This is a genomic window from Klebsiella sp. 2680, from assembly GCF_900198535.1.
Taxonomy (GTDB): domain Bacteria; phylum Pseudomonadota; class Gammaproteobacteria; order Enterobacterales; family Enterobacteriaceae; genus Klebsiella; species Klebsiella indica.
In genome coordinates this window covers 630,649-649,004 of the sequence record NZ_FZNJ01000002.1, presented here as the reverse complement: position 1 = coordinate 649,004, position 18,356 = coordinate 630,649, and the positions used below count along the sequence as shown (strand labels likewise).

The following is an 18,356-nucleotide window of genomic DNA, read 5'->3' as shown; positions in this document are numbered from 1 at the left end:
AGAACCTGGCATTATAGCAACTTCAATAACGGAGAGATGCCGGAGCGGCTGAACGGACCGGTCTCGAAAACCGGAGTAGGGGCAACTCTACCGGGGGTTCAAATCCCCCTCTCTCCGCCACTATTCAAACACTTACGTGATTTCCTTTCAACGACTCCCATCACACTTGGTATAGTGTTGGTATATTCAATTGGTATATTTTCTTCAATCATCATCTCCTGGTTTTTCCGGAATCGGAAGATCTCTTGTCGGCGAAACTGTCGACTTAACAAACTGACCATTGACGCGGCGGTGTTTTATTATACTGCTGAGTTATTACTAACAGAGCTAATCTTTAAAAGATCCTCAATCAACGCTGGGCCAGTAGGTTGCCACGCCAGGCGTTCTCGGGTGAGAGTACTTGAGGCTGACATATCATGATCAATCAGCAAACTCATCCAGCCAAAATGTTCTTTTGCATCTTGAGTTGCGATACGTTTAACGGATACGTTCAGAATATAACCGATAACTTCAGCAAGAGTGCACATAGGAATTCCTTCTTCCGTTACCGCGTGATAACGGCTATTGGGGCTATTTTTCTCCAGCGCGCGTAAATAGACATCAGCCACATCGCTGATGTGCGCGGCTGACCATCGGTTTTGACCTTCTTCAACATACCCGGATACGCTTTTCTGGCGGGCAAGTTCGATCAGTAGAGTGACTAATCCTTGTTTATTTGTGTCATGAACTTGCGACAGGCGTACCACAGAAACGTTAACACCGCGTTGTGCAACGGTCAGTCCGGCTAATTCCGCCGCCCGTCGCGGCTTAGGATGTTCGGGATTAGCGTAATGCCTTTAAACGTGTGATGGGTTATTCATTCAGGCAGCATCATTAGATGACTTCTAAATATAGCGCATGTCTTCAATCTATTAATTGTTGATGCGGTCTGGTGTGGGCTTTGATTCCGGTTTTGCCCTTAAGGAGGCGTTGAGTTGGGATCGCTTATTCCACCCTAGAACTCACTTTCAATACGCTGGCATGCGACGACTTACAAGCGACAGATATAAAAAATCCACGCCAGGCATGGATTTTAGAGCACGTGCGGGAGCAGCGGGTTAGTGTTCGCACCGGGCTATCAACAGCGCCAGGTCGACGAGGCGATTAGAGAATCCCCATTCATTGTCGTACCACGCCAGAATTTTAACCATATTGCCGCCAATCACCCGTGTTGACAGACCGTCGATAATGGAAGAACGCGGGTCACCCTGGTAGTCGCTTGAGACGAGCGGTTCATCACTATAGCCGAGGATCCCTTTCAGTGGCCCCGTCGCAGCGGCATCACGAAACGCATTATTGATCTCGTCTACTGTCACATCCCGCGCAAGCGTTACGGTCAGGTCGACAATAGATACCACCGGAACGGGGACGCGCAGCGAGTAACCGGTTAAGCGGCCATCCAGCCCGGGGATGACTTTGCCAAGCGCCTTCGCAGCACCGCTGGAGTAAGGCACAATCGACAGCGCGGCGGCGCGGGCGCCACGAAGGTCTTTTTCCGGCTGGTCGTGCAGCGCCTGGCTGTTGGTGTAGGCGTGGGTGGTGTTCATCAGACCATGCTTAATACCAAAATGTTGGTGCAGAACCTGTGCGGCAGGTGCCAGACCGTTGGTAGTGCAGCTCCCATTGCTGACCACGTAGTGCTTATCCGGGGAGTAGAGGCCATCATTAACGCCCATCACGATGGTTAAATCATCGTTTTTCCCGGGGGCGGAGATAATCACTCGCTTTGCGCCACCGCGGTGGATATGCACCGCCGCCTTGTCACGCTCAGTAAAGAGCCCCGTTGCTTCAATGACGATATCGACTTCACGCTGACGCCACGGGATATTGGCTGGGTCGCGTTCGCTGAACACGGTGATGGGTTTACCGTCAACCACAAGCTGCCCCTCGCCGGCAGTGACGTCGGCATTGAGTTTACCGAGCAGCGAGTCGTATTTCAGCAGATGCGCCAGCGTTTGACTATCTGTCAGATCGTTGATTGCTACGACCTGAATATCCGGGTTACCCAGCGCAGCACGCAGTACGTTGCGTCCGATACGGCCAAAACCGTTAATACCGACCTTTACCATGATCAACTCCTTGTCTGTTGTCTCTGAAGGTAATGTAGGTCGGTGACGAGTTGGCGTAAATGACAAAAAAGGATCACTTTACGCCATTTTACGGCAGTGAAAGCGCTGGCGATATTCACCAGGTGTGAGCTGAAGTTGTTTTTCAAATAGCCGCCGCAGATTAACGCTGTTGCCAAATCCCGTTTGCTCGGCTATACGATCCAGTGTCTCGTTGGTCTGCTCCAGACGCTGCCGGGCAGCGGCCAGCCGGGCTTCTGCGACGTAGCGCGCTGGGGAAAGGCCGGTTTCACGGGTAAATACGCGGGTGAAATTACGTGGACTCATGGCGACTTTTTCTGCCAGTTTATCCACGCAGAGGTCGGCAGTGAGGTTCTCGAGCAACCAGGCCTGCAGATCGTTAAGAGGGCTCTGGGGGCTGGTCTGCTGAAGGTTGTAGCGGCTAAACTGCAACTGGCCTCCGGGACGGCGCAGGTACATGACGAAGTCCTGGGCGATGTCGCGCGCCAGACTGAAGCCGTAGTCCTCTTCGACCAGCGCCAGCGTCAGGTCAAAGCCGGAACTGACCCCGCCGGATGTCCAGATGTGTTCGTCCTGAATGTAGAGTGGACCACCTTCGACGCGAACCTGAGGAAATTCTGCCTGCATGGTCTCCAGCAGTTTCCAGTGGGTGGTGGCTCGTCTGCCGTCCAGCAACCCGGTTTGCGCCAGCAGCATCGCGCCACCGCAAATGGATGCAATGCGACGGGAATGGGGAGCGGCAAGGCGCAGCCAGTCAACGACTGCAATCCCTTCCTGCGGATTTTGCCCCCTGCCGGTGATAATAATGGTATCGAGAGGTTCACGAGGGTTCATCTCATGCAGGCGATGATCTGCCAGTAGATTTAAACCGGACTGACCATGGATCACCTGATGCGGCTGAGTTGTCGCTAACTGAACCTGGTAACAGATGTCCGTAGCGCCTTTCGCGTGCAGGCGGTTGGCCTGCATCAGAATGTCGGCAATACCGGCGGATTCAAACAGCATGCCGCCATCGGGTACAATGATAAGTATCTTCTTCATGTCCTGAAAAGTAGACTTTTTACAGAATAAGTCAACAGAACCTCTGTGGACGGAAAAATTCTCTCTACCGAAGTGACAGGGCCATCTCTGGATGATGGTTTGATTTTGACTGACCGGAGTTGCCTGCTAATGTGCGATTCTGACACACAGTGGATCGGGCATATGGCCCGGTGTTCCGCTATGCGCTGTGAGTTCAACTGATGGATGCAACACATTGATTGAAGCGCTCTGCGGGTGATTCATAGTCTGGCGTTTTTCTGGGCCTTTCGTTGAGCTGTCTGGCAACATTGTTTAGTCTTTGTTGGCTGTGAACTGATAAGTCAGTTCCTTTTGGAAAATACTGTCTGAGTAATCTGTTTGTATTTTCATTTGAGCCGCGTTGCCAGGGAGATTGAGGATCACAGAAATAAATCTGAATGTTTGCCGCTACAGTAAATCGGGTGTAGCTGGCGCAGAGGCGTCCGGGAATCATCCTGAATCTTCATTATAAAATGCCCCGGTCATCAAGACCAGGGCCGTTTTTCAAGGGTAAAACCTGTTATCCGGTGAATAAACATGCCGCTTCGCTTAAAGGAATGACATGGTTTACGAGGCGGATCTGGATGTGTTGAACAACCTTAGAACTGGTAGGTGATACCGACCGCGAACTGATCGTCAGTCGACGCGCCAGTCACAACGGCATCGTCGTCATCCAACAGGTTGAATTTGTATGCAGTGAAAACGTTGAGGTTCTTGTTGAAGTAGTACCAGGTACCCAGCTCAACATAGTTCATGATATCCGCATCGCGGCGGTTATTCAGATCTTTGCCTTTCGCGTAGACATAGCCCAGGGACGGACGCAGACCAAAGTCAAACTGATATTGAACAACGGCTTCGATGTTCTGGGTTTTATTTGCAAAAGAACCATTTTCCATAGGGCTCAAGTTGCGGGATTCCGCATACATGGCGGCTGTATAGATGTTATTCGCACTATACTTCGCGGCGATGCTCCAGGCTTCCGCCTTTTCGCCTTTGTTGTCTGCTGTTTGTTCGTGCGTACGGTCAGAATTGCTGTATGCGCCAACGAAACCGAAGTCGTTAATGTTGTAGTTTACGGAGAAGCCGAAACCGTCACCGTTCGATTTTTTAGCTGAGCTCTGGTTGTTTTTACCCTGATACTGGAGCGCAAAGTTCAGGCCATTAACCAATCCGAAAAAGTCGGTATTACGGTAGGTTGCAACGCCAGTGGTACGGCCGGTCATGAAGTTGTCGGTGTGAACCAGACCATCGCCTCCCCATTCAACCAACATATCGGTGTAACCGGCTGCGTCGTAAACCACGCCATAGTTACGCCCATAATCGAATGAACCATAGTCACTAAATTTCAGGCCAGCGAAAGCCAGACGCGTGGCATGAGTCTGCTGCCCTTCAGGTTTGTCCGCTTTGATGTTGTACTCAAACCGGCCATAACCGGTCAGCGTGTTGTTAATCTGCGTTTCCCCTTTGATACCAAAGCGGGCATAGGAGGCATCGTTGGCATTATTGTTGCCGCCATCATGGGTCATGATGTGCTTGCCGACCATTTTACCGTAGAAATCCAGTTTGTTACCGTTCTTATTATAGATTTCAGCCGCATTAGCGCTACCCACAGTGAATAACGCTGGAATCAAAATTGCCAGTACTTTTCTTTTCATTATATATTCCCTTTTAATCATAATTAATATGAATTGTGCCACCTCACTCCGAAGTGACGGTGTGATACTAGCGATTAAGTTTATTTTTCTTTAAATTAAATTATGTAAACAAAATATATAAAATATTTCTAATTATTTCTAATGCTCTCTTTATGTTTTAATTATATAATTAAGATGCAATATATTCATTGCAATAATATTTAAAGATAACATGCTGTTATGTTTTTTTTGGTGTGATTGATGTCATGAATTTCTTCCGGGTGTATCAGGTATTGCTGTTTTCCGTTTTTAGGTGGATGTTGGGTTCTTTGTGGGTCTCTTTTAAAAAGATAACTGAGGGTTTTGTATAAAATAGGAATTCAGTGATGATGTCAGTGGCGAAGAGGAGAGGGGCTATTGTTTATCGCTGTCAGATTCGATTATTTAAATATAATGAGTATTCTCAATATTACCTATCGGATTGCTGATGCATCGGTGACGGTTACCCGTTTATCTTTGAATACTATCCGCTCCCATTGCCGTGGCTGCATTCAAACTGGCACCGGGGGTCCTGTCGTTCTCGTCAGTCCATCATTACCTCTGATCATGAGGATGGATGCGCGGTCGCCTGCCATGCATTTTTCTCCTGCGTCTGCTCCTGACTGTTCAGGTCTGTCACCTGCCTGGCGCCGCAATGCATATTGAACAATTTTAAGTATATAATGTGATGTTTATCACAATTTTGTGCAACCAGACTGCATATGGCTGTTAAGTAAAGGGAGAAAAATAAATGGCAGAAAAAGCGAAACGGAGCCCGGGAGGTAAACTGGCGTTATGGGCATTTTATGCTTTTTGTTGTTATTTCTGTTGGGCGATGGTGCGCTACTGGTGGGTTGTCGGACAGATTCAAAGTGTGCCTGGTGCGACAATCGCAGGTGAACTTGGCTCAACGGCGGGGAAATGGATCGGTGCATTGTTGGGTTTTTTGGTTCTGGGTGCCGTGGGCGGAATTCTCGGCGCAATTGCCTGGTACACGCGCCCGCTTCCACAGCGTTATGAACATCACGATTAATGTTGCTATGCTGATTGCTGGCGTTATCTTAAAGGAACGAGCATGGAACTGGTTGACTGGCAGCAACGATTTGAAAACTGGTTAAGCGGATGCCATTCGCAAGAGGATTCCGCACACGATATTTCACACTTTCGTCGGGTATGGTCAACGGCACAGAGACTGGCGGAAGGCACCGATGCTGATCGTCTGGTGATCCTGACCGCCTGCTATTTTCATGACATTATTAGTCTGGCGAAAAATCATCCAGACCGTAGCCGGTCTTCGGTAATGGCGGCAGAGAGGACGCTGGCCATTCTGCAGTCTTCTTTCCCGGACTTCCCCGCAGACCGCTATCCGGCGGTTCTGCACGCCATTGAAGCGCACAGCTTTAGCGCCGCAATTGCCCCGCAAAGTGAAGAAGCGAAAATTGTCCAGGACGCCGATCGTCTGGAAGCTTTAGGCGCGATTGGGCTGGCTCGTGTGTTTGCGGTCTCCGGTTCGTTGAATAATCTCTTGTTTGATGCCGACGATCCTTTCGCCGAACGGCGGGAATTAAATGACAAGAAGTATGCCCTGGACCACTTTCAGTGCAAGCTATTGCGTTTACCGGAAACGATGCAGACAGAAAAGGGCAGGGTAATGGCGATGCATAACGCGCACTTTCTGGTGCAGTTTATGGCTAAACTCAGCGCGGAGCTTCGCGGCGATCCTGTGACCTTTGATGAGGCTGTTTTACAGCGCTTTACCCCGTTGACTTAAAACTGCCAGCGCTATTGATGGTAATTTCCGCAGAGATATTACGGCCCTTTATCCGGCAAAACGGCCAACATTCGGTGAGTTACTTGAAGCCGAAGTCGATCCTAAGTTTATTCTCACGAAGGTGCTATGGAAATATCTCTACCGTTATGCGCATAAACATCAGGAACGAGGGATTCATCATGGCGGACGTTCACGATAAAGCCACCCGCAGTAAAAACATGCGGGCGATTGGCACGCGCGATACGGCGATCGAAAAACGGCTGGCGGCATTGCTGACGCGTACAGGATTTTCTTTTACGGTGCAGGACGCCGCCTTGCCGGGACGGCCTGATTTTGTGGTGGCCGACTATCAGTGCGTGATTTTTACTCACGGCTGTTTCTGGCATCATCACCATTGCTATCTGTTTAAAATCCCAGCCACGAGAACCGAATTTTGGTTAGCTAAGATAGCCAAAAACGTGGCGCGTGATGGCCGGGATCTCGGGCGACTGACGGAACTGGGATGGCGGGTGCTGGTGGTCTGGGAGTGTGCGTTGCGCGGGAGAAAGAAACTCAGTGATGAAGCGCTTGGCGAACGCCTGGAAGAGTGGATCTGCGGCGGTGGGGACTGCGCGCAGATCGACACTCAAGGCATAGGTCCGCTGGCGATCACTTCTCAGCCTGACAGGAAGTCACTTTGCTCCGGGGAGGGAGCAGATATTTTCCAAGCGTCACCAGCACCACCGCAAAAATAATCACTCCCAGTGCCAGCCACTCGATCGGCGACAGATTTTCACCCGCCAGTCCGGTACCCAACAGAACGGCGACTACCGGATTAACGTAGGCATAGCTGGTGGCAACAGCAGGAGTTACGTTACGAATCAGATACATGTAGGCATTGATAGCGATAAGTGAGCCGAATATGGCCAGGTAAGCAACGGCAAGTATGCCGGACCATGAAGGCATTCGGGTTAACGTTTCTCCGGTTAACGCCGAGGCAATTATCAGCACGAGGCCCGCAGCCAGCATCTCAATGGCCCCCGCCATCATGCCTGTCGGTAGCGCAATTCGCGACCCGTAGACGGAACCAAAGGCCCAACTCATCGAACCAAGCAGAATCAGCAATGCTCCCCACGGATTACCGTTGAGGTTACCGCCGCTATTGAGCAGGACAATCCCCGCCAGACCGATGACGATACCCAGCCACTCAAGCTTACGGGTAGCAATGCCGAAAAAGCGGCTAAAGCACAGGGTAAACAGAGGCACCGTCGCCACCATTACCGCCGCAATGCCGGAGGGAACATGCTGGTGTTCCGCGAGGGTGACGAAACCGTTACCGACAGCCAGCAGTAAAATACCAATCAGCGCGGCGTTGAGCAGCGGCCTGCGGGCGGGAAGTTTATGTCCGGTTGCCAGTAACCAGGCTGTGAGCACCGCGCCGGCAGAAAGAAAACGGACGCCAGCCATCATGAGCGGCGGCCAGCTGGCAACACCAATGGCGATAGCAAAATAGGTGGAACCCCAGATGATATATAACGCAAATAATGCCCCGATAAGCGGTAACAACTGACGGGTAGACATATTTCCTCACGACGGTGCAGAGATAGAAAGGAGGCACATAGTAAACGTGAAAACTATCGCGCTGGCGAGTCCTTTCACACATTTGCTACTGTTAAATTTTTGTTGACTATATGCAGACTGTTGTGGGCGAAAAAGGGCTTTTGCTTCATACTTTACGCTGAACAACCATCAATGAAGGAATGTAATTTTGGCAGGAAGTAGTCTTTTAACCTTATTGGATGATATTGCCACTCTGCTTGACGATATTTCGGTCATGGGGAAACTGGCGGCAAAAAAAACAGCGGGCGTATTGGGCGATGATTTATCGCTTAATGCGCAACAGGTGACTGGCGTACGGGCTAACCGCGAGCTGCCGGTGGTTTGGGGCGTGGCTAAAGGTTCGTTTATTAATAAAGTGATTCTGGTGCCGCTGGCGTTGTTGATTAGCGCTTTTATTCCGTGGGCAATTACGCCGTTACTGATGTTGGGTGGGGCGTTTTTGTGCTTTGAAGGGGTAGAGAAAGTTCTGCACAGCCTGCAGGCGCGTAAACATAAAGAGGATCCGCAGGTTCGCCAGCAGCGGCTTGAGGCGCTGGCAAATCAGGATCCTATGGCTTTTGAACGCGATAAGGTAAAAGGGGCGATACGCACCGATTTTATCCTCTCCGCTGAAATTGTCGCCATCACGCTCGGCATAGTCGCCGAAGCGCCGCTGTTAAACCAGATTCTGATCTTGTCTGGCATTGCGCTGCTGGTCACGATAGGCGTGTATGGTCTGGTGGGGATCATCGTCAAGCTTGATGATATGGGGTACTGGCTGGTGGAGAAAACCAGTTCGCTGGCGCAATGGTCAGGTAAGGCCTTATTAGCGATTGCTCCTCGCTTGATGAAAGCGTTATCGGTGGTCGGAACGCTGGCGATGTTTCTGGTCGGCGGAGGGATTGTCGTTCACGGTATTACGCCGTTGCACCATGCTATTGAGGAGATTGCCCATGAGCAGAATGGCATAATTGCGTCATTGTTGCCCATGGCGGCGAATCTGCTGCTGGGCTTTATCATTGGCGCTATTGTGCTGGCAGGGGTGAAAGCGATTGCTGCGCTTCAGCGTTCTGCAGACTAAATGCCCGCCGGACCAGGCAATATCGCCCATCTTCGTCTAAGGTAACGTTGTTTCTTCCTGAAAGCGGAGGCGAAGATGGGCTTGTTGATTAGCGATGAAGTGAGGCGTAAAAACGGAGGACCGCGGATGATTGTCACCGGGTTTGCCAGCGGTATGGTTGAGTGTCGCTGGTATGACGGGCATGGCGTTAAGCGTGAGTCATTTCGTGAGGATGAGCTGATCCGCGGAGGGGAGGAGAAGCTCAATCATTCCTGAGTTTGTATACTGTTGCTCCGGCTTCATTTGTGCGAACGGGGCGGGTTTGTCATTGCGAGGGATAATTATTTATTCGTTTAACCAATGAATAAATCCATAATCTATTTGTTGCGATCGCTATAATGAGATTTATCTTAAAAAAAATACGCCTGCGAACAAATGTTCGTAGCAGAACAAACTGGTAAAGTCCTTGTCTGGCGTGCCTTGCCAGCGTTACGCCTTTTATAAGTCACATTTTTTCAATAATTTGCCTCATGAATAGACCTTGTCATGCAAAATAATTGAGGATAATGTCTTTAGTACATCGGATTTCCCGGTGTAACGAATTTTAAGTGCTTCTTGCATTAGCAAGTTTCTTCCCGACTCCTGCGAGTCGGGATTTTTTTGCGTGCGTATCAGCGATTAATCTCCGTTATGCTAACGTCATGAATATCCAGCTCAAAAGCTTCAGCCAGTTCACGCCAGGCATGATAATCGCCATCATCACTACTTACCTCGCGTATGCGGTGCGCCTCAGTTGCGCTGATTTCATTAATTGCCGCCAGCAGGGCGTCAACATCGACTCTTTCTCCGACGTTATTTTCTTTGGCGGTTTTCATCGCAGCGACCTCGCTTAACTCGGGGATGGCGCTTTTAAGTATAGACTGTTTACAAAAACACCTGTTATCAGGGAGAGCGCTGCGCGATCGGCTCTTTTGTTCTACACTGGCTCAAAATAGAGAGGAGATGAGTTATGCAGGTAAACGATCGTGTCACGGTCAAGACCGATGGTGGCCCACGTCGATCGGGGGTTGTGCTGGCCATAGAGTCGTTTAGTGAAGGGGTCATGTATCTGGTTTCGCTGGAAGATTATCCGCTGGGAATTTGGTTTTTCAACGAGAAAGGGCATCCGGACGGCATTTTTGTTGAGAAAGAAGAGTCACCTGTATGAAGCAAACTGGCGGCCGATGCCGCCAGCGTTTTCAACGAGCGTTGACATAAATCCCGGACGTGATGTTTTCCGTCAATCGTACAATGTGATAAATCACTTGTTTATTGTGAGTCTGGATTTTCTTTTTAATATTGCCTTTATGCGATGAGACCGTTTTGGCCTTAATGTTCATCTGGGCGGATATATGCGTGGTGCCGTGCCCGGCCATCCACATCCGGAGCATATTTGATTCAGTCTGGCTTAACGCCAGCGTCGGGATAGTAATGCGCGTAGTGCGATGATTCTCATATTTCAGACGATTGGCCAGAATATCATCAAGGTCTTTTGCCGTCAGTGACTTTGAGCAAATAAGTAAGTTTTTGCGCACCAACAGATAGTGATCAAAATGAATATTGGTTAGCGACATAAAGACAACAAATAGCGTCGCCGGGTGCGCTTTGATGATCTGCCGGACAAGCTGGTTGCTCTCTTTATGGTGAATAAAGCAATCTTCATTGATAAACACCACCGTTGGGCGGTTACTCTCGCAGCCTGATTGCAGGCTGGTGAGGCTGTGTACTTCAGTGATATCGCGCTTCTTTATCCCCCGGCTTGTCAGGTACCCGGTTAATCCCAGCCGGGTGAAGCTGCATAAATCCATGATAATCGTTGACATGACTCATCCTCAATCAACACCTAACGATAATTTATTCCTCGCCGGTAAGTGCGATGAAGTCCATTTTGTTAGTCATAAAAACTGCTACCGCTCAGTAACTATCAGGCAGCATGAACCATTCTGTAATAATCCCATAATTTGCCAGGAATATTCTTAAAGTAAAGGTGACGAATTGCTACGTGGAGGAAATAAAAACCAAAAACTCCCGTGTGATATAAGGTTGTCATTTTTCATCGTATTTTAAAATAGGATTATCCTTATATTGAGCGATTAAAATATCACCTCACAAAAAGATAGGATTATTCAATAGAGAAAAATAATTTATTCGGTACAGGCAATTTTTTGCCGCGCCGGAGGTGGCAGGCACGATGCGGATGTTTTCCCTCAATTCGAGAAGAGTAGCGGGCGTAACGCTTTAATGCCACAATAATTTTTTATCGGTTTGCGGGATGGATGATGATGAAGAACAAGATCGTATTTTTGGGATTGCTGTTGGTTTTATCTGGCTGCGCTCAGGTTGATAACTACAGCGATGTAATTAAAGCGCCAGCCCCGGACGGTCTGGATGGCTACTGGCAATCGGCGGGACCGCAGAAAGAGATGATGAGCCCACAGGCGATTGCCAGCCTGATTGTGACTAAAGATGGCGATACGTTTGACTGTCGACAGTGGCAAAGGGTGATCGTCGTACCGGGGAAATTAATGAAACGTGACGCAGTTATCTATAACGTTACCGCTGCGCTGAATGTTTATCCCGTTGAGCGTGAAGGTGATACGCTGCACTACGATCGCATGACGTTCAAACGGGTGGCGCGTCTTACTCCGGAGTGTGAACAGGCGTGGGAAGCGTCTTCAACGGAGAGCACGAACGCCCACGCGGAATGAGTCATTTTCAGCCCGCGCGGGACCGGTATGTTTTATAGCGTCTCTTCAATCACCCAAACGCTGACGCTACCACCGTTACAGGTAAAAATACCGTTACCTTTAGCATCGGTGGTAATCACTTCTTCACGGTTGCCGAGAAAATCCCGCCAGCGTTTGTTGCCGTAGTTTTCCCCCAGAGGAAGCGATTTTTCTCCGTCATCGCCGTTTGACAGCACCACCACACAACCTGGATCTTCATCGGTGCCGCTACGGCTAAAGGCGATACAGTTAGGATGATCGAACCATAGCGTTTGTACACCGTGGGCAAAACGCTGGCGGGCATCGATCAGCTCATGTAACTGTTCGATAACTGGCATCTCAATTGCATAGCGTTGTCCATCGCTGCCGGCGTCTTCATAGCAGGCGCCGAAAAGATCGGCATAAAAGACCGACGGCACGCCATTTTCACGTAGCAGAATCAGCGCATAGGCCAGCGGCTTAAACCATGCCTCAACCGGTGCTTCCAGCGCCTGCAGCGGCTGCGTATCATGGTTGGTGACCAGCGTCACTGCGTGGAATGGATCGGCTTCAACCAGCGTACCGCTAAAAATCTGACGCATATCGTATTCGCGTCCCTGTCGGGAGGCTTCATGGAATTTCATTTGCAAAGGGGCATCAAATAGCAGTGTCTTTCCATCTACCATGGCGATATATTGCTGAAGTTTGTCGACTTCGTGCGACCAGTATTCCGCGACGATAAACAGTGGTTTTGTCGCGACGTCCTGGACGTGGTTGATCCATTCTTTATAAAACCAGGCGGGGATGTGTTTAACTGCATCAAGACGGAAGCCATCGCAGCCGGTTTGCTCCATTATCCAGCGCGCCCAGTATTTAATCTCCTCGGCAACGGCCCGATTGCGAAAATCAATATTTTCGCCCATCAGGTAGTCGAAATTACCCATTTCATCATCGACCTGATCGTTCCATCCCTCGCCGGTATAGTCGTTGACGATTTTAAACACGCCATCTTCATCAGGGTTTTCAATATGATCGATGCCGCTAAAGCATTTGTAATCCCATATAAACGCTGAATATTGTCCGCGCCTGGCGGGGAAGGTGTAGCGCGTCCAGGCTTCACACTCAATAATCTCATCGTCGATTTGCGTCCGGTCTTGTTCATCAACACGCTGTATACGTACGGCCTCTTTTTCATCAGCACCCATTTTGTGATTGATCACGACATCAAGCAGCACGGCGATATCATGCTGGCGGAGCGCGGAGATGGCGGCGAGTAGTTGGGCTTTATCGCCATATTTGGTGGCGACCGAGCCTTTTTGATCGAACTCACCGAGGTCAAAAAGATCGTAGCTGTCATAACCGACGGAATATCCGCCAGAAGCGCCTTTGTAGGCGGGAGGCAACCAAATCATATTGATACCGATTTCATTCAGGTTTGGTGCCAGGGCTTCGATTTCACGCCATAATTCGCCGCCGGTGGGGTAGTACCAGTGAAAGCACTGCAATAACGTGGGGTTTTTCATCTTCCGTGCTCCAGACGTCATCAAGCTGACCATTGCAGTATGAGAGATATCCACCAAAACGGTGGCATTTTTGTTGTATTTTCACTATGTGATAAAAGGCATCATATATAATTATTTGGTATAAGATGTAGCGTATCGATGTTGGTGACAGGGGCTAAACCCTTTACACTACAAAAAATATCTCTCTGCCAGGAGTCTCTATGAAATTAGCATTTCGGGGTCGTCAGGCGCTGATGGGCGTTATGGCTGTTGTTTTGTTGGCGGGCGTCAGCGTAAAAACCTTTGCCGCTGAAAATTTACTTAATCAGATTAAAGAGCGCGGCACCTTACGTGTTGGCCTGGAAGGCACCTACCCGCCATTCAGTTATCAGGGCGATGACGGCAAGCTGACCGGTTTTGAGGTGGATTTTGCCAACGATCTGGCGAAGCACTTAGGCGTAAAAGCTGACCTTAAACCGACGAAATGGGACGGCATGCTTGCGTCACTGGAATCCAAACGTATCGACGTGGTTATCAACCAGGTAACCATCTCCCCTGAGCGTAAGAAGAAGTATGACTTCTCGACGCCATACACCATCTCCGGGATTCAGGCGCTGGTGAAAAAAGGTAATGCAGGAACGATTAAAACCGCCGCTGACCTGAAAGGTAAGAAAGTTGGTGTCGGCCTGGGCACGAATTATGAAGCCTGGCTGCGCCAGAACGTGCAAGGGGTTGATATTCGTACTTACGACGATGATCCGACCAAGTATCAGGATCTGCGCGTTGGCCGTATCGACGCCATCCTGGTTGACCGCCTGGCGGCGCTCGATCTGGTGAAGAAAACGGGCGACACCCTTGCGCTCGCCGGAGAACCCTTCTCCCGGCAGGAATCCGGCGTGGCGCTGCGTAAAGGCAATGAGGACCTGCTGAACGCGATCGATGGCGCCATTGCGGATATGCAAAAAGATGGCAGCCTGAAGGCACTATCGGAAAAGTGGTTTGGTGCTGACGTCACGAAGTAACCACAGGTGGTGAAAAAAGGCGCTTTCGATAGCGCCTTTTTTATTTCGCCTGTAACAGCGTGCATAATTAAGGATAATTGAGTCAGGAGGTCTTATGTCACTGCAAAATTTAACGCTTTTCCCGCGTCTGGAACTGATTGGCGCGCCGACGCCGCTTGAATATCTGCCGCGTTTATCCGATCACCTTGGTCGCGAAATTTTCATTAAACGTGATGACGTCACTCCCCTGGCAATGGGGGGAAATAAGCTACGCAAACTGGAATTTCTGGCGGCCGATGCGCTGCGCGAGGGCGCAGATACGCTCATCACCGCAGGGGCTATCCAGTCTAACCATGTCCGTCAGACGGCGGCAGTTGCGGCGAAACTGGGTCTGCATTGCGTGGCGTTGCTGGAGAATCCGATAGGTACCCGGGCGGAGAACTACCTGACTAACGGTAACCGCCTGCTCCTCGACTTGTTTAATACTCAGGTTGAAATGTGTGATGCGCTGACCGATCCCAATGCGCAACTGGAGGAACTGGCGACACGTATTGAAGCTCAGGGCTACCGTCCGTATGTGATCCCGGTTGGCGGTTCTAATGCCCTGGGCGCCCTGGGTTATGTAGAAAGTGCGCTGGAAATTGCTCAGCAGTGTGAAGGTGCGGTTGGCCTTTCGTCAATTGTGGTGGCATCCGGGAGCGCAGGCACCCATGCAGGTCTCGCCGTGGGTCTTGAACAATTGATGCCAGAGACTGAATTGATTGGTGTAACCGTGTCGCGCACAGTTGCGGACCAGTTGCCAAAGGTGGTTGCGCTGCAACAGGCGGTGGCAAACAGCCTGGCGCTGGAGGCGAAGGCCGATATTCAGCTATGGGATGACTACTTTGCGCCGGGTTATGGTACGCCGAACGATGAGGGGATGGCGGCGGTGAAGCTGCTGGCACAGCTGGAGGGCATCCTGCTGGATCCGGTTTATACCGGAAAAGCGATGGCTGGACTGATTGATGGCATCAACCAGAATCGTTTTAAAGATGAAGGGCCGATATTGTTTGTCCACACTGGCGGTGCACCTGCGCTGTTCGCCTATCATCCTCATATCTAATACAGAGCGAATAGAATGCAAGAGAGTATCCAACTGGTTATCGATTCGGCGCCTTTTCTGCTAAAAGGAGCGGTTTTCACGCTACAGCTCAGCATCGGCGGTATGTTATTTGGTCTGGTGCTAGGGTTCATTCTGGCCCTGATGCGTATGTCGTCGGTCTGGCCAGTAAAATGGCTGGCACGGATGTATATTTCCATTTTTCGCGGTACACCGCTGATCGCGCAACTGTTTATGATCTATTACGGTTTGCCGCAGTTTGGTATTGAACTGGATCCTGTTCCCGCGGCAATGATCGGTTTGTCGCTCAATACTGCGGCTTACGCAGCCGAGACGCTGCGCGCAGCCATTGCCTCCATTGACAAAGGGCAGTGGGAAGCGGCGGCAAGTATCGGTATGACGCGCTGGCAGGCGATGCGTCGGGCTATTCTTCCGCAGGCCGCTCGGGTGGCGCTGCCGCCGCTTTCTAACAGTTTTATCAGCCTGGTGAAAGATACCTCGCTGGCCGCGACTATCCAGGTACCGGAACTGTTTCGTCAGGCGCAACTGATCACCTCGCGTACTCTGGAGGTGTTCACCATGTATCTGGCTGCGTCACTGATCTATTGGGTGATGGCGACGGTACTGTCGACGCTGCAAAACTATTTTGAACATCAACTTAACCGCCAGGAGCGTGAGCCGAAATGAGTGCCATTGAAGTCAAAAACCTGGTGAAAAAATTTCATGGGCAAACGGTCCTGCATGGTATCGACCTTGAAGTACAGGAAGGCGAGGTTGTTGCAATCATCGGTCCCAGCGGCTCCGGCAAAACCACATTGTTGCGCAGTATTAATCTGCTGGAACAGCCGGAAAGCGGGACGATTCGGGTTGGTGAGGTCACGATAGATATAGCACGCAGCATCAGTCAGCAAAAAGCGGCCATTCGCCGCCTGCGTCAGCATGTGGGCTTTGTGTTTCAGAACTTCAATCTTTTTCCACATCGGACGGTGTTAGAAAATATCATTGAGGGGCCGGTAATCGTTAAAGGCGAGGATAAAAACGCCGCCATTATCCGGGCCCGTGAACTGTTGGCGAAGGTTGGCCTTGCCGGTAAAGAAAACAGCTATCCGCGGCGCTTGTCCGGCGGGCAGCAGCAGCGCGTGGCGATAGCGCGTGCGCTGGCGATGCGCCCCGATGTGATCCTGTTTGACGAACCCACATCGGCGTTAGATCCTGAACTGGTGGGTGAGGTGCTTAACACCATTCGTCAGCTGGCGCAGGAGAAGCGTACTATGGTGATAGTGACCCACGAGATGAGTTTCGCCCGTGACGTGGCGGATCGTGCGATTTTTATGGATCAGGGGCGTATTGTTGAACAGGGCGAAGCGAAATCACTGTTTGCTAATCCCCGGCAGTCGCGTACTCGCCAGTTCCTTGAAAAATTCCTGATGCAGTAACATTTTCCTCCGGTTGCGTTCCCGGGGTAATGTTCTGGCGAACGCACTCTGAGGGCCCATGTTTGTACTGATTGCGGCTATCAAATGTTGCTTATTCTGCCGCAGGTTATGAGCAATCTGGTTGTGTATTTCATCAATTCAGGCGTGCCGGAGGTATACTTTATTTATTAAATCAGGTGATGTTGCCCGCGGCAGTCTAATAAATGGGGGGCTTTTTAGCCGTCAGACTTCAGGCTGCAGATGTGTTGGCTGCGGTGTGATGCGTTTCATCTATGAGGCACGGCCTTTCGGGAGCCGTGCAAGCGTTGTTCAAAACGGATAGTCGTTTTGTTCTGCAATTCTAATTATTCAGGCTATAGATATTTTATATACCCTAAATTATTCGAGTTGCAGGAAGGCGGCGACGCAGTGAATCCCCGGGAGCGTACTCCAGTACGTGACTGGGGTGAACGAGGAAAGCCAACGCACATGCAACTTGAAGTATGACGGGTATACATATAAAAAAGATTTATGTGTTAGCTTTATATGTTTATAAGAATGATTATTACTTAGGGGTTATTTGGTCAGTTATGAGGGACAATGATTTTTTCAGCTGGCGGCGGGATATGCTGCAACAATTTCAGTCAATCGCTTCGGGGGAAGGGGTTTATAAACTGCTACAGCAGCAGGTGCAGGGACTGGAATATGATTACTTCGCGCTTTGTGTTCGGCATCCTGTACCGTTTACGCGCCCCAGGTTGACCCTGCAATCAACCTATCCGCAGGCCTGGATGTCGCACTATCAAGCCGAAAATTATTTTGCTATTGATCCGGTACTACGCAACGAGAATTTCATTCGCGGGCATCTGCAGTGGAACGACACGTTATTTCGTGATACGCCGGAATTATGGAATGGCGCGCGCGATCATGGTTTACGCAAAGGTGTGACTCAGTGCCGGATATTGCCGAATCATGCCCAGGGATTCCTATCCGTTTCAGGTAACAAGCCGGGTCCGGGCCCTTTTGCGGAAGATGAACTGGAAATGCGTTTAAGTATGCTAACAGAATTAAGTTTATTCACGCTGTTGCGACTGGAAGATGGGATGGTTATGCCGCCGGAAATGAAATTTAGCCGACGCGAACTGGAGATTCTCAAATGGACGGCGGAAGGGAAAACGTCGGCAGAAGTGGCGATGATTCTCTCTATCTCTGAAAATACCGTCAATTTCCATCAGAAGAATATGCAGCGAAAATTCAATGCACCAAACAAAACACAAATTGCCTGCTATGCGGTGGCGACGGGATTAATTTGAGTTAATTCGTTGTTC

The 18,356-nt window shown here is 50.2% G+C and carries 19 protein-coding genes, 1 tRNA gene and 3 pseudogenes; 14 read left to right on the top strand and 9 right to left on the bottom strand.

What is annotated here, in order from left to right; translation table 11 throughout:
* The first annotated feature begins 30 nt into the window (after positions 1–30).
* Positions 31–120, top strand: a tRNA-Ser gene (locus tag FN037_RS10480).
* Positions 121–299: 179 nt separating this feature from the next.
* Here FN037_RS10480 and FN037_RS10475 read toward each other — a convergent pair.
* From FN037_RS10475 to FN037_RS10455, 5 genes and pseudogenes are all read right to left on the bottom strand, one after another.
* Positions 300–746 carry a hypothetical protein gene (locus FN037_RS10475; protein ID WP_185929247.1) on the bottom strand — a complete coding sequence of 149 codons (447 nt, stop codon included), beginning with the start codon at positions 744–746 and terminating at the stop codon, positions 300–302.
* A 351-nt stretch (positions 747–1,097) separates the two neighbouring features.
* Positions 1,098–2,108: a type I glyceraldehyde-3-phosphate dehydrogenase gene (gene gap, locus FN037_RS10470; RefSeq protein ID WP_142502160.1), complete on the bottom strand. Its 1,011-nt coding sequence runs from the start codon at positions 2,106–2,108 to the stop codon at positions 1,098–1,100.
* A gap of 78 nt (positions 2,109–2,186) precedes the next feature.
* Positions 2,187–3,167, bottom strand: a complete 981-nt coding sequence (locus FN037_RS10465; protein WP_142502159.1) for a GlxA family transcriptional regulator — start codon at positions 3,165–3,167, stop codon at positions 2,187–2,189.
* A 193-nt stretch (positions 3,168–3,360) separates the two neighbouring features.
* A pseudogene (locus FN037_RS10460) lies at positions 3,361–3,615 on the bottom strand (IS30 family transposase); the annotation flags it as partial.
* Between the two features lie 169 nt (positions 3,616–3,784).
* Positions 3,785–4,840 (bottom strand): porin, encoded by a 1,056-nt coding sequence (locus FN037_RS10455; RefSeq protein WP_138363048.1) that lies wholly within the window; start codon positions 4,838–4,840, stop codon positions 3,785–3,787.
* A gap of 769 nt (positions 4,841–5,609) precedes the next feature.
* Between FN037_RS10455 and drpB the strand changes: the two genes are divergently transcribed.
* The 4 genes and pseudogenes from drpB to FN037_RS10435 form a co-directional block, all read left to right on the top strand.
* Positions 5,610–5,891, top strand: a complete 282-nt coding sequence (gene drpB, locus FN037_RS10450; protein ID WP_138363049.1) for a cell division protein DrpB — start codon at positions 5,610–5,612, stop codon at positions 5,889–5,891.
* Positions 5,892–5,933: 42 nt separating this feature from the next.
* Positions 5,934–6,629, top strand: a complete 696-nt coding sequence (locus FN037_RS10445) for a phosphohydrolase (RefSeq protein WP_142502158.1) — start codon at positions 5,934–5,936, stop codon at positions 6,627–6,629.
* A gap of 31 nt (positions 6,630–6,660) precedes the next feature.
* Positions 6,661–6,801 (top strand): annotated as a pseudogene (locus tag FN037_RS10440) (DNA (cytosine-5-)-methyltransferase); the annotation flags it as partial.
* A gap of 7 nt (positions 6,802–6,808) precedes the next feature.
* Positions 6,809–7,276, top strand: a pseudogene (locus FN037_RS10435) (very short patch repair endonuclease); the annotation flags it as partial.
* A 1-nt stretch (position 7,277) separates the two neighbouring features.
* On the opposite strand, the gene yedA reads toward FN037_RS10435, so the two are convergent.
* The gene (gene yedA / locus FN037_RS10430; protein ID WP_142502156.1) at positions 7,278–8,189 is read right to left on the bottom strand and encodes a drug/metabolite exporter YedA; all 912 of its coding nucleotides are present in this window, start codon (positions 8,187–8,189) and stop codon (positions 7,278–7,280) included.
* 187 nt (positions 8,190–8,376) lie between these two features.
* Here yedA and FN037_RS10425 point away from each other — a divergent pair, with 187 nt between their 5' ends.
* The gene (locus FN037_RS10425; RefSeq protein WP_142502155.1) at positions 8,377–9,288 is read left to right on the top strand and encodes a DUF808 domain-containing protein; all 912 of its coding nucleotides are present in this window, start codon (positions 8,377–8,379) and stop codon (positions 9,286–9,288) included.
* Between the two features lie 75 nt (positions 9,289–9,363).
* Entirely contained in the window at positions 9,364–9,543 is a 180-nt protein-coding gene (locus FN037_RS10420) for a YodC family protein (RefSeq protein WP_138363054.1), read from the top strand.
* Positions 9,544–9,938: 395 nt separating this feature from the next.
* Here the strand turns inward: FN037_RS10420 and FN037_RS10415 are convergent, their stop codons facing one another.
* Positions 9,939–10,142: a YodD family peroxide/acid resistance protein gene (locus tag FN037_RS10415; protein WP_138363055.1), complete on the bottom strand. Its 204-nt coding sequence runs from the start codon at positions 10,140–10,142 to the stop codon at positions 9,939–9,941.
* 134 nt (positions 10,143–10,276) lie between these two features.
* Between FN037_RS10415 and dsrB the strand changes: the two genes are divergently transcribed.
* Positions 10,277–10,474 carry a protein DsrB gene (gene dsrB, locus FN037_RS10410; RefSeq protein ID WP_138363056.1) on the top strand — a complete coding sequence of 66 codons (198 nt, stop codon included), beginning with the start codon at positions 10,277–10,279 and terminating at the stop codon, positions 10,472–10,474.
* Positions 10,475–10,505: 31 nt separating this feature from the next.
* Here the strand turns inward: dsrB and rcsA are convergent, their stop codons facing one another.
* Positions 10,506–11,129 carry a transcriptional regulator RcsA gene (gene rcsA, locus FN037_RS10405; RefSeq protein WP_138363057.1) on the bottom strand — a complete coding sequence of 208 codons (624 nt, stop codon included), beginning with the start codon at positions 11,127–11,129 and terminating at the stop codon, positions 10,506–10,508.
* Between the two features lie 459 nt (positions 11,130–11,588).
* Between rcsA and yedD the strand changes: the two genes are divergently transcribed.
* Positions 11,589–12,014, top strand: coding sequence for a lipoprotein YedD (yedD, locus tag FN037_RS10400; RefSeq protein WP_138363083.1), 426 nt, complete (start codon positions 11,589–11,591; stop codon positions 12,012–12,014).
* Positions 12,015–12,046: 32 nt separating this feature from the next.
* Here the strand turns inward: yedD and amyA are convergent, their stop codons facing one another.
* Positions 12,047–13,534: an alpha-amylase gene (amyA, locus tag FN037_RS10395; protein ID WP_142502154.1), complete on the bottom strand. Its 1,488-nt coding sequence runs from the start codon at positions 13,532–13,534 to the stop codon at positions 12,047–12,049.
* Between the two features lie 200 nt (positions 13,535–13,734).
* On the opposite strand from amyA, the gene tcyJ reads away from it, so the two are divergent.
* The 5 genes from tcyJ (at position 13,735) to sdiA (ending at position 18,341) form a co-directional block, all read left to right on the top strand.
* The gene (gene tcyJ, locus FN037_RS10390; protein ID WP_138363059.1) at positions 13,735–14,535 is read left to right on the top strand and encodes a cystine ABC transporter substrate-binding protein; all 801 of its coding nucleotides are present in this window, start codon (positions 13,735–13,737) and stop codon (positions 14,533–14,535) included.
* 94 nt (positions 14,536–14,629) lie between these two features.
* Positions 14,630–15,616, top strand: coding sequence for a D-cysteine desulfhydrase (gene dcyD, locus FN037_RS10385; RefSeq protein WP_138363060.1), 987 nt, complete (start codon positions 14,630–14,632; stop codon positions 15,614–15,616).
* A gap of 15 nt (positions 15,617–15,631) precedes the next feature.
* Positions 15,632–16,300 (top strand): cystine ABC transporter permease, encoded by a 669-nt coding sequence (gene tcyL, locus FN037_RS10380; RefSeq protein WP_142502153.1) that lies wholly within the window; start codon positions 15,632–15,634, stop codon positions 16,298–16,300.
* Positions 16,297–17,049 (top strand): L-cystine ABC transporter ATP-binding protein TcyN, encoded by a 753-nt coding sequence (tcyN, locus tag FN037_RS10375; protein ID WP_142502152.1) that lies wholly within the window; start codon positions 16,297–16,299, stop codon positions 17,047–17,049. Before tcyL ends, tcyN begins: the two co-directional genes overlap by 4 nt.
* A 569-nt stretch (positions 17,050–17,618) precedes the next feature.
* Positions 17,619–18,341, top strand: a complete 723-nt coding sequence (gene sdiA / locus FN037_RS10370; protein WP_138363063.1) for a transcriptional regulator SdiA — start codon at positions 17,619–17,621, stop codon at positions 18,339–18,341.
* Positions 18,342–18,356 lie beyond the last annotated feature (15 nt).